Raw genomic sequence first — 12,112 nt, 5'->3', positions numbered from 1 at the left:
GGCAACAGGGTAACTGACCATGCCATTAGCGCACGCTTCACCCTAAGACAGGGAAAAAATATCCTATGCGTCTTTAATGAAGCCTATCAACCAAAAGGTATTAATCTAGGAACCGAAACCACCTCACCATCTGTTGAACGTAAAATTGCATCAGATCTTTAAATAAGCGGGAATTAAAGGGGACAACACATGAGTGATAAATCAATCATCGAAGATCGAGGATCTATTGGAGATGGCAAAAACAATAGCGCCAAAACCGCCGGCAAAAAAATAGTTGTCGCAATAGCCTGTATAGGAATCTGCGGCTATGTCCTCTGGAACATCTTATCCACCCCCACAGAACAAAAAGACACTGCAAAAGCTCATAAAAAACAAGAACAAAGCTTTCACAATTCCCTCGCCCCTTTAGAGCTCGTCCCCTCTGACCCGCGTGCAAACATAGCGCCAATAACCTTACCACCCCCACAACCACTCGCACAAGAACCGAAAAAAGATGATCCCTTACTTGATGCCGCAAGACGCGCCCCCGTTCTTGCTTTTGCCAAAGGCTCTAGGTCTCAATTAAAAGACATTGTCAACACGACTCTCAATCCCTTTGAAAAATTCAATACCCTTGAAAATCTCGCCAATATGAAAAATTCCTCTGCCCTTCAAGACACACAAAATTTTGCGACCCTATTAAAGCCTACCAAAACAGAAGAAGCAAAAGCAAAAGCAAAACTCATCGGCAATAGAAACTTTATCATCGCCATGGGAACCTCTATTCCCTGTATCTTAGAAACGGCATTAAACAGTGAGCAACCAGGCTTTGCAAGCTGCATTATTAACCGTGATATCCTCTCCGACAATGGTCGCGTTGTTTTACTTGATAAAGGAACTCAAGTGATTGGCGAATACCGCGGAGGGATAAAACAAGGTCAATCCCGCCTCTTTGTTCTCTGGACAAGAGCAAAAACTCCAACCGGTGTCATCATCGACCTTGCCTCACCCGCAACAGACAGTTTAGGAAGAGCTGGTTTTGATGGCAACATCAACACCCATTGGTGGGAACGCTTTGGCTCTTCCCTTTTGTTGACCGTTATTGATGGTGCCACAACAGTTTTAACAAATAAAATAGTAGGCAATTCCAATAAAGGAGGTTCAAACAACTCTGGAGGCGGCGGTTTTGAAGGCGCAAACAACACTGGAAAAGAAGCCGCCAGTATTGCCCTTGAAAATCAAATCAATATCCCTCCTACCTTAGAAAAATTTCAAGGCGAACTGGTCAACATTTTCGTAGCAAAAGATCTCGATTTTTCCTCTGTTTATAAATTAACCATCACAGGAAAAAAGAGAAACGCTTTCTCGCGTTCTACGCCAGGCTATTCCTTTTTTTAATTCTCACGTTCAGAGTATATTATGCCAACAGCAAAAAACATAGAACGAGCCTCTATCGTTTTAACAAAATTAAAAATCTTAGATGACTTCCTCAATGATGAGAATTTATTTGAGATTGTTGTCAATCGCCCAGGCGAAGTGATTGTTGAGGGTCCAAATGGTTGGCAAACCCACATCTTAAAAGAGCTAACCTACAGCGAACTAGAAGGGATTGCGAAAGTTGTTGCTGCCTACACAACACAAAAAATTAGTGTAGAAAATCCCGTTCTTTCCGCAACACTGCCCAATAACGAACGCATACAAATTGTCATGCCCCCTGCCGTTGCCCCCAACACCATGAGCATGACAATTCGCAAACCTTCATCACGCACTTTTTCTCTTGAAAGTCTACACGAAAACCAGCTATTTTCTGTCACCAGAAACGTCAGTTTTACCCCCCTTGAACAAATGACAAAACGGGCAAGTGAACTCTCTGATACAGAAAAAGAGCTAACAGATCTCTTTATCGCCAAAGACTTTTGTACATTTTTAGAACGCGCTGTTGTTACACAACAAAATATCTTAATCTCTGGAAAAACCGGTTCTGGTAAAACAACCCTCTCCAAAGCTTTAATTGCAAAAATCCCTGAATATGAACGCATTCTCACCATAGAAGACACGCCCGAGCTTGTCGTTCCACACACAAACAAAGTGCAGCTCTTTTATTCAAAAGATAATCAAGGCTTAGCAAAAGCTGGAGCAAAAGAACTGCTTGAATCTGGATTGCGTATGCGCCCCGACAGAATTCTTTTGCAAGAGCTGCGTGATGGTACAGCCTTTTACTATATCCGTAATGTCAATTCCGGTCACCCAGGTTCTATCACCACCGTCCATGCCTCAACAGCACTCGCCGCCTTTGAACAAATGACCCTTTTAGTCAAAGAAAGTGACGGGGGTGGTAATTTAGCACGCGACGATATCCGCGGCTTATTAATCTCGATGATAGATGTCATCATCCAATGTAAACGTTTGGAAGGAAAATTTCGTGTAACAGAAATTTATTACGACCCTTTCAAGCGCCGTGATGCTTTTTAAAAAAAACGATACCCTCCCCCTCTTATGCCAATAGAGATTTTTTAAGAGCACAATTGATCGCTTCAGGTTCATTTTCAATGATTGAAAGTAACAAACGAGAAAAAGTATCTATAGAATATCGTCCCTGTTTCCAATCACGAATGCGCCTTACAGAAAAACCAAAACATGCCGAAAATGATATCTATAACCCTATATTTTTTCTGATTTTTTTGACATCAATGTTTGCAAGGATATGGCTACCAAATTTTATGACATCCACTTCACCTTTAGCATAAGAACAAAGTATTGATTTATATAGATAATTTATCGTTATTCAACTTGAATTAGAACCCTGAATATCGTACAGTTCTCTCATTTCAAACTTGCTTATCTTGAAGCAATCAAAATCACTTGCTTGCACGTCACAAGCGGGGGGGAGTCCATGTGGAAAAAACCGTACAAGAAAGAACTAAAAATGGTTCTTATGAACCCTCTCTAGTGCCAAGGGCTATCGCAACACTCATGAGCTGGTAAAGTGTGTAATGGTGCACCGGCTTGCTTCTTCACAAACGTGCAATACATTGATTTATAATGATAGTTCACTGTTTTGTATGTTGAATGAGAGTCCTGAATACCGTACAATTCTCTCATTACAAATCTGTGTATCTTGAAGCAATCAAAATCACTTGCTTGCACACTACAAGCGGATAGTCCATGTGAAAAAACCGTACAAGAAAGAATTAAAAATGGCTCTTATGAAACCTCTCTAGTGCCAAGGGCTATCGCAACACTCATGAGCTGGTAAAGTGTGTAATGGTGCACCGGCTTGCTTCTTCACAAACGTAAAGATAGAGGTGTTCAATGGCTTTATCGTTATACCATTCATGGTCTGCGCCATGAAATGGATCTGAGTGCCTTAAGAAATGTTTCTTTAAAACAAACCCGTGAAACTGCACACAATGGTGTGCTGTTTTACGTGAGGGTCGTAACCCCCATTAAGAAAGAGCTTCACAAGCTCCTTGTAATATACGCAATCCTACTTTATTTGCCTTATCCATTATTTTTTCCTTTCGATATTCGTTTAAGAGTGCAGTTAAAATTCACTTAAGTTCATTTCTTTCTAGCTTACTAGCTAGCTTACTAGCTTAATTAAATTTCCTTGAGATAATTTACTGTAAATATCTAAGAGAAACACCGGAATATTTTGACCACCCAAAAAGGGTATAACCCTATATTCCCCACTTTTACCCTTATGCTTTGTTGGGAATCTAACTTTCCTTGCTCTCACCTCATTCCTTGCATAAAAACACCAGCATCTGGATTAGCAGCAATTTAAAAAAACAATATTAAATAATGCTTCAGGTGATATACCTTCCTCTTTCGCACAAGTTAATTGACTTTCCCCCACACCTCAAAGGAGTGAGATTCCTACCCGCCACGAGCCTGTCAACAGTCCAGCATCTCTCGGCGGCTTCCTGCTACTGACCACTCACGCGATTCACTTCATAGGCGCGACAGACAAACCTTGCCCTGAAATACTGATCACGATATCTAAAAACATTCAATATATAAAGCTTTTCATGCCTTATACCACCGCTCTAAACAACGGTGTTTTACGGCATAATAGGATAAGCTGTCGTTTCGATCATTGTTTGCATAATTGTTCAATATACGGAATCCCTGTAAATTATCAATAAAAATACGTGATACCCGTAACTATAATGATGTAAATTAAAAGCCAATTTTAAATGAATGATCAGAAGTATCAAATATCCAAATGACGAAATAAATCCTCCACATCTTTTACAAAAAAAACATCTTCTCCTCTTTCACTTTTCTCAAAAATTTCAAGCGTCTCGCATGCTGGCACCATCACACACTTTGCCAGCTCGTGAGTGTTGACAGCCCTTGGCACTAGAGAGGGCTCATAAGAACCATTTTTAGTTCTTTCTTGTACGGTTTTTTCCACATGGACTCCCCCCCGCTTGTGACGTGCAAGCAAATGATTTTGATTGATTCAACATGGAATAGATTTGAAATGAGAAAATTTTACGATATTAGGGGGCTAATTCAACTTGAATAACGCTAAATTATCATTATAAATCAATATATTGTTTCATTAGGAACATACATATCAAACGACAAATCCCTTTTCATTGACAACTTTAGTCAAAGCAATCCGTACAAAATAAGACACCGTAAGCCCTAGAGGGGCTAATATTTCATGGGCTTTTTTTAAATTCTTATCTATACATGCTCGCACAATATCTCTTGAATCCACCGCTATATTTATAAGTAACCCTCCTTTAGTTACTCTTTAATGAGACCCCAAATGAGCTACAATAAAAAGTTTCTAATGCATTAGATTTCTTGACCGTATCACATCTTTTGACTTTGTACGCACAGATGCGTTGTTGATCTCTTGTATATGTCTTTGTTGCAAAAATTGAACAGCTGTTTGAAGCTCGTTCACTAGCTTTTTATCCTGAAGTTGTTCTTTAGGGAGAACTTTTGATGAATCAAACCCATAGTTATGAAGTGCATCCCAAGACAACATTAAAGACAAAATCACGAAACGACATCGCTTTATCAGTATAAATCGCCAAACCCTTTTTTATCTAATCTCTGATCCTCCCTTATATGCAATGTATAAAGGATAGATTTTCGCCATTACACGAATCCCAAAACTCCTTCATCAACAACCGTTTTTCTTGGATAACCGTTTTGACTGACTGCTCTCACCAGCTTTTTCTTCTATACAACTCAAGAATTTTCATCCCTCTCTCAAGATCTCCCCTCCTCTAGCACACACAAGCCTCCAAGCTTTAGTCTTTATTCTTTTTCTTCCCCTCAACCATCATAAGAAGCCTCCCCTTTATTCAAAGGTCACCCGCTTGAAGTCTACTCAACGTTAGAAATATCCCCTTATATTCCAACAAATAATTCCCGTAGCAAACTTCCCTTCTATCTCTCAAAAGATTACCTGATTACTTACCTCACAGCATTCAAGATTCCTCAAAGCACAGCACCCACGTATGCATCATGTTGCGTAATAACATCCATCAACTCTGTTACGACCGCATCCAACACTTCTCGTGCATCGCCTTCAGCCATAAGGCGGATAACCGGTTCAGTTCCAGAAGCACGGATAACGAGGCGTGCTTCTTTTCCCAACTTTTTCTCTGCTTGATCAATAGCCGTTTTAACAGGATTTTTTTTCAGGACATTTTTATTTTTAACCGTTAAATTTTTTAAAATTTGCGGTACAGGTTCAAACCGTTTACACAATTGGCTCATAGGACTTTGGCTTTCTTTCATACAGGCTAAAACCTGCAAGGCAGCCACCAAGCCATCACCCGTTGTGCCAAAATCACTGAGCACAATATGCCCAGAAGCCTCACCACCAACATTATATCCCTTTTGGCGCATGGCATCGACAACATAACGGTCTCCAACTTTTGTCCTTACAAGGTGCAACCCTTTGCCGTTCAAGAAACGCTCTAGTCCAAGATTTGACATAATTGTTGTAACAACACCATTGCACCGTAATCGTCCCATTTTATGCCAATTTTCAGCAATTACAGCAATCAACTGATCTCCATCAACCGTTTGTGCTTTTTCATCAACAATGAGAACACGATCTCCATCTCCATCAAGAGCAATACCCACATCAGCACGTACTTCATGCACTTTTCGTTTTAAAGAACTTAAATCGGTTGACCCACATTTTTGATTAATATTGGTACCATTTGGCTCATCATGAATAGCAAAAACCTCAGCCCCCAATTCCCATAAAGCACGAGGAGCCGCTTTATAAGCCGCCCCATTGGCACAATCCACAACAATACGCACAGCATCCAAGCGAACATCGCGCGGCAGAGTTCGTTTGGCATATTCAATATAACGATAAATATCCCCTTCAACCCGTTTTGCATAACCAATTTCGGCAGAACTTGCTAAAGATTTTGAAAGATCTGTATCGATTAATTGTTCAATTTTCGCTTCCATATCATCTGAAAGCTTAAAACCATCAGGACCAAAAAGTTTAATTCCATTATCATAGAAGGGATTATGAGAAGCAGAAATCATCACCCCAAGATCCGCGCGCAAAGAGCGGCAAAGCATTGCAACAGCAGGTGTTGGCACTGGACCCAATAAAAAAGCTTCCATCCCCGCAGCGGTCAATCCTGAAACCAAAGCGTTTTCCAACATATAGCCCGATAATCGTGTATCCTTTCCAATCACCACACGACGTGATTGATGTTGTGAGCGGAATAAAACCCCTACCGCCATCCCTACCTTCATAGCAAAATCGGGTGTCATCGGAAATGAATTGGCTTTCCCCCGAATTCCATCTGTACCAAAATATTTTTGTACCATACCTCTTTCCTTTAATATCTACTTTTTCCCTTTGACTTTTTTAAACCCCTAAAAGCCCCCTTGGTACAATAGTCCTCCTCTCCCCGTATAAAATCAGATCATTGATCTTAAACCTTCATGCATTTAGACAATCAAGCCCCCTATTCACCATCTACACATCTAAACCACTCTCAAACAATTATGTTACACCCTCACACATAAAAGAAATATTATCTCCTCAAAATGCTCTACACATCCCTTTAACACAACCAACGGATAATCTCACACACTTGCTAAATCCGTAAAGAAACTCAGCACCAAACCTCATACCCTACCAAATCAGCAAGAAAATCTATCACCTAACCTTACAACCCCTACCACATTAGAAAAGCAACAGTACACCTCGCCTTGTAGCATGCTAAAGCCGTCATCATACAACGGCTTTGCTTAATTTTTTTGCTTCCATATTTTTGCAAATATTGCAAGAAAGGCGCAAACAAAGCTTGCGCCTTTCTCAAAAAATTTAGAAGTTTTCCTAAAACATCGTCACTCAAGCGTTCTTAAAAGGCTCCTATTTTCCTTTATCATGTCCCACCGTATTTGACTTTTTTTCTGCACTGCTTTTACTTTTAGAGCGGTTGACTGATTTTGTGGTACCTTTTGTGCTTTGCGCTTTTTTCTCAGTCTCATCCGATTGCACTTTTTTAGACTGAAGCTCCTTAGGTTCAACATCACTGGATTTTGCTGTTTTCTTCCCTACAGCTCCCTCTGCCTTACCCTCTTCTAGTTTATCAGTCTCTACCTTATGAGTTGCTATTTTAGGCGCTGTTTCAGCGTCTTTTTCCTCTGCGCCTGCTGTCTCTACCCTCACTGTTCCAGTTTTCGGAACAGAGGATCCCCGTGGTGCAGCATTCTCATCTTTCTGTGTGCGTGAAGGAGGCTTTCCTGCAATAACTTCGTTAATTTCAGCTCCCGTTAAAGTCTCATATTCCAACAAACCTTGTGCCAAAGCAAACCATTCTTTTCTTTTTGTTTTCAAAATTTCTGTAGCATTTTTATAGGCATCATCAATAAGCTTACGCACTTCCATATCAATCATGCGCGCTGTTTCTTCAGAAACGTTTTGTGTTCGCGCAACAGAATGACCCAAAAAGACTTCATCTTGGTTATCTCCATAAGCAACATTCCCAAGCAGATCAGAAAATCCCCATCGTGTGATCATTGCGCGCGCTAATTTGGTTGCTTGTTCAATATCAGAAGAAGCACCGGAGGTGATATTTTCCTTTCCAAATTTCAATTCTTCAGCCACACGTCCACCCATCATAATGGCCAGACGAGAAATCATCCAACGATAACTCATGGAATAGCGATCACCTTCAGGCAATTGCATCACCATTCCCAAGGCCCTTCCCCTTGGGACAATTGTTGCTTTGTGGACAGGATCAGCAACTGGCACATTAAGAGCCACAATAGCATGTCCTGCTTCGTGATAGGCAGTGAGTTCTTTTTCTTCTTGTGTCATAGCGGTTGAACGACGCTCAGCCCCCATCATCACCTTATCTTTCGCATCTTCGAATTCTTGCATTGTCACGACTCTTTTATTACGGCTTGCAGCCATAAGAGCAGCTTCATTGACCAGATTCATCAGATCCGCACCGGAAAATCCTGGTGTACCTCTTGCCAAAATCTTCAGATCAACGTTGGGCGCTAAAGGCACATTGCGCACATGCACTTTCAAGATTTGTTCACGCCCAGAAACATCAGGGTTTGGCACAACAACTTGCCGATCAAAACGCCCTGGTCTCAATAAAGCGGGATCAAGGACATCGGGACGGTTTGTTGCAGCAATAAGAATAATACTTTCATTGGGCTCAAACCCATCCATTTCAACAAGCAACTGATTTAAGGTTTGCTCGCGTTCATCGTTTCCCCCTCCTAGTCCAGCACCCCGATGGCGCCCAACAGCATCAATTTCATCGATAAAGATAATACAAGGGGCATTTTTTTTAGCCTGTTCGAACATATCACGCACACGGCTCGCCCCAACACCTACAAACATTTCAACAAAATCAGACCCTGAAATGGTGAAGAATGGCACATTGGCTTCACCAGCCACAGAGCGTGCGAGCAAAGTTTTACCGGTTCCTGGAGGACCAACAAGCAAAACACCGCGTGGAATACGGCCTCCTAAACGTTGAAATTTTTGTGGTTCGCGTAAAAATTCAACAATTTCTTGAAGATCTTGCTTTGCTTCTTCAACACCGGCAACATCTTTAAAAGTAACACGTCCTTGCGCTTCATTAAGCAATCTTGCTTTTGACTTCCCAAACCCCATTGCACCGCGTGATCCATTTTGCATTTGCCGCATAAAAAAGACCCACGCCCCCACGATAATAATAACAGGCAATAAGGAAAAGAGGAGATTGAGGAAAATACTATTTCCAGAGCTTTCAGGAATAGCTTTAACATTGACGTTTTTGCTTTCCAATTTTTGTATCAAACCTGGATCTCGTGGAGCATAGGTTGAAATAGCTCTATGTTCAATAGTTTGTCCTGTTAACTTTTGACCTTGAATGGTCACAGATTTCAACTCATTATTCTCAACTTTTTGTAAAAATTCAGAATAAGAAACCTCTCCACCACCAGAACGCTGACTATCTCCATTAAAGAAAGAAAACGACACAATCAAAATTAAGGCAATAACTCCCCAAATGAGGAGAGAGCGGTAATTGGAATTCATATTCAGCCCACTTAATCAAATCTAGATTTCAAACATTTCCCCTTAACATATAACCTTGTCAGCCCCTTGCCAAGGGATGAGAAGCTGTTTATTCTCTTTTAGAGTAATTTTTCTTTATCTTTTCACTTCAATATTAAAAAAAGGTTCCACAACACTCACCAGTGCAGCGTCCTCGCGCGAAGAAAGCCAATAGAAAGGTGCCATAATCCGCCTGATGATAACATTTTTATGAACAACCGCTTGAGAAATCAACTCTGGAATATCACACCCTTTGTCATTTGAGATCATCACCAGCGATTGTAAAGAGGGGAAATGAGGCTTTTCAAGCTCAAAATCGCTATTTTTTAATAAAAATTTCAGCTGTTCTAAATTTGCGGCTCCAACTTTTATAGCCTCGGATCCATGATTTGTAATCTGATAGCGCCCATCCCATATAAAAGTTTTATCTGGCTCAACGATAGCCTCTTTTATATTTCGCCCTTCTCGCCACAAAGAAATTCCCTGCTTGTTATATTCAATAACAGAGCCCGCATAAGTAAAACGCTTCTTTTCTGGAGAATCGAGACAGAGTTTTTGAACAAGCATGCTTAATTTTTGATGAGGAAGCAAATAAAATCCCCCTCCCATCAGCACGGCAAAAAGCCCCGCCACGAAAGGAAAACTGGAATGTTTCTGTAAAAATAGCGCAGGCTTTACGATAAAACAACGCCCATATTGAACAGTAATATCCAGATCTAAAATAAAATCGGCAATATTTTGCGCGTGTTGACGACGTTGCAATGCGGCTTCATTTATTTTTTTAGCAATATCAACAAGCTTTTCGGAACGCAGAGAATGACGCACACGCACGCGTTCAAAATTATGATCTTCATTGGTTGGATCATCAATCCATGTTTGTCCTTGTAAGCGTAAATAATTCCGTAATGTTTGGCGTTTTACACCAAGGAGTGGACGAATCAAACGCACTTTTCTATGCAACAACGCCTCGCGCGGAATACAGGATAAACCACGCTCGTAGAGCGGACCATCGTTTTTTTCGGAAATATTTTTTCTTGTTTTTCTGGCATGAAACTCATCACGTATACCCTCGGCTTCACCGCGCAAAATACCATCAAAACCACTGACATAAACCTCATCGCGCATGGTAACAGCTTCACTATATAAAGCACCTCTGTTCTTTTGGAGACGTTGATACCGCATTTGATAGGTTTCAACCTGATCATTGAGTGTATGGCCCGTCATAATAACTGATGCGCCTTGTTTTTGTGCTTCTTTAACCAAGAGATCGTAGCGTGCAACACGCGCGCTGGAAGCAATATGCGTCTTTGGCTTTTCGCCTTCCCATCGCACAGTGATATGTTGAATATCATGGACACGACAAATTTTCGCAACAGTTTCTGCCTCACGCATCGATTCTTTACGCAATTGATGATCAACCGTGACAACAATCATTTCTGGAGGAAATACGAGAGTTTCCAAATGCTCTTTGACCAAAAACATCAAAGCCAAAGAATCACTTCCCCCTGAGACGGCAAGAATCAACTTCTGACATGGAATAAAATCCGATGTTTTAAAGAGATTTCTTGCCAGTCTAACGCACACCGAAAACGACCTCGCTGTTTATTTTGCAGGTTTACAAAAAACAGATGCTAATGTTTGTTGACGTTTTGATTTTTTCACAAAATGAGTACAATCCTCTTTATTCACCTCAAGGGCAACCATACTTCTTGCTAATTTTAACAAAATTTCAGAAGTATAAAGCTTCTTTTTATCTGCATACCATGCCGTAAGATAAACTTGTGCGGCTTCATGATAGCGTTTTTGCCCCAACAAAGATTCTGCCAACCAAAACAAAGCATCATCACTCAAAGGATCTTTTTTGTAACGATTTTGAAAAGTGCAAAAGGTTTTTTCAGCTTCAACATAGTTGGCGGAACGAATAAAATCATAACCTTCTTTATACAAAGCTTTGGAAGAAAAAAGAGCCTCATCTGCACTCTGTTGTTCTTCAATATGATCACTTACATCATGAGCTTTTTTTAAATGATCTCCTGTTTCATTCGCATCTTTATGATTTTTTTTCAAATGGTTACTGTTTTCATGATCATGGCGCTTCCCCTTAGCCTCTGCAAAAGCAACCTCTATCTGATCACCTGTACTATGATCCTGCACCATCTCTTTTTTTACAGTCTGAGATTGTTCATCTAAAGCGGCATTTTCAAAGGAACAAGAATAAACAGAAGAGTCTTTTTTACCAAAAAGCCGAGAAAACTGCTTGTTAACATTTTTCAAATTGTTATGCTCAAGCACCGCTCGTATCTTATGCAAAAGCTTATCTAAATCATAATCTTTAAATAAATCCTGTTGATTTTCTAAAATAATTCCTCGGTATTCCGCAATATCCGACGCTTTCTTTACCGCATCAGATGCGGCTTTACCCGCAGCATCAGGGGTGTTTTTCATCACATCAGAAGCTTTATCGGCAGCATCCGTAGCTTTCTTTACTGCATCAGATGCGGCTTTACCCGCAGCATCAGGGGTGTTTTTCATCACATCAGAAGCTTTATCGGCAGCATCCGTGGC

The 12,112-nt window shown here is 40.7% G+C and carries 7 protein-coding genes and 3 pseudogenes; 4 read left to right on the top strand and 6 right to left on the bottom strand.

The genetic code is table 11. From position 1 onward, the window contains the following. From ACFIMW_RS05495 to ACFIMW_RS05480, 4 genes and pseudogenes are all read left to right on the top strand, one after another. Positions 1-162 (top strand): annotated as a pseudogene (locus ACFIMW_RS05495) (P-type conjugative transfer protein VirB9); the annotation flags it as partial. A 27-nt stretch (positions 163-189) separates the two neighbouring features. Next, the gene (virB10, locus tag ACFIMW_RS05490; RefSeq protein ID WP_375608110.1) at positions 190-1,377 is read left to right on the top strand and encodes a type IV secretion system protein VirB10; all 1,188 of its coding nucleotides are present in this window, start codon (positions 190-192) and stop codon (positions 1,375-1,377) included. A 21-nt stretch (positions 1,378-1,398) separates the two neighbouring features. Beyond that, positions 1,399-2,451: a P-type DNA transfer ATPase VirB11 gene (gene virB11, locus ACFIMW_RS05485; protein WP_375606526.1), complete on the top strand. Its 1,053-nt coding sequence runs from the start codon at positions 1,399-1,401 to the stop codon at positions 2,449-2,451. A gap of 802 nt (positions 2,452-3,253) precedes the next feature. Next, positions 3,254-3,423 (top strand): annotated as a pseudogene (locus ACFIMW_RS05480) (integrase arm-type DNA-binding domain-containing protein); the annotation flags it as partial. 772 nt (positions 3,424-4,195) lie between these two features. Here the strand turns inward: ACFIMW_RS05480 and ACFIMW_RS05475 are convergent. The 6 genes and pseudogenes from ACFIMW_RS05475 to ACFIMW_RS05450 all read right to left on the bottom strand — a co-directional run. Then, positions 4,196-4,399 (bottom strand): hypothetical protein, encoded by a 204-nt coding sequence (locus ACFIMW_RS05475; RefSeq protein ID WP_375606527.1) that lies wholly within the window; start codon positions 4,397-4,399, stop codon positions 4,196-4,198. Positions 4,400-4,564: 165 nt separating this feature from the next. Further along, on the bottom strand, positions 4,565-4,693 hold the full coding sequence (locus ACFIMW_RS05470; RefSeq protein ID WP_375608109.1) for a type II toxin-antitoxin system RelB/DinJ family antitoxin: 129 nt from the start codon (positions 4,691-4,693) through the stop codon (positions 4,565-4,567). A gap of 752 nt (positions 4,694-5,445) precedes the next feature. Continuing rightward, on the bottom strand, positions 5,446-6,810 hold the full coding sequence (glmM, locus tag ACFIMW_RS05465) for a phosphoglucosamine mutase (RefSeq protein ID WP_375608108.1): 1,365 nt from the start codon (positions 6,808-6,810) through the stop codon (positions 5,446-5,448). Positions 6,811-7,360: 550 nt separating this feature from the next. Further along, positions 7,361-9,529, bottom strand: a complete 2,169-nt coding sequence (gene ftsH / locus ACFIMW_RS05460; RefSeq protein WP_375608107.1) for an ATP-dependent zinc metalloprotease FtsH — start codon at positions 9,527-9,529, stop codon at positions 7,361-7,363. 114 nt (positions 9,530-9,643) lie between these two features. Continuing rightward, a complete protein-coding gene (tilS, locus tag ACFIMW_RS05455; RefSeq protein WP_375608106.1) occupies positions 9,644-11,131 on the bottom strand; it encodes a tRNA lysidine(34) synthetase TilS in 1,488 nt (495 codons plus the stop codon). An 18-nt stretch (positions 11,132-11,149) separates the two neighbouring features. Continuing rightward, positions 11,150-12,112: pseudogene (locus tag ACFIMW_RS05450) on the bottom strand (tol-pal system protein); the annotation flags it as partial.

Origin of the sequence: Bartonella sp. AC329YNZD, assembly GCF_042196685.1 — a bacterium.
GTDB lineage: Bacteria > Pseudomonadota > Alphaproteobacteria > Rhizobiales > Rhizobiaceae > Bartonella.
Note: the sequence above shows the minus strand (reverse complement) of the source record. Positions and strands in the feature narration are given on the sequence as shown.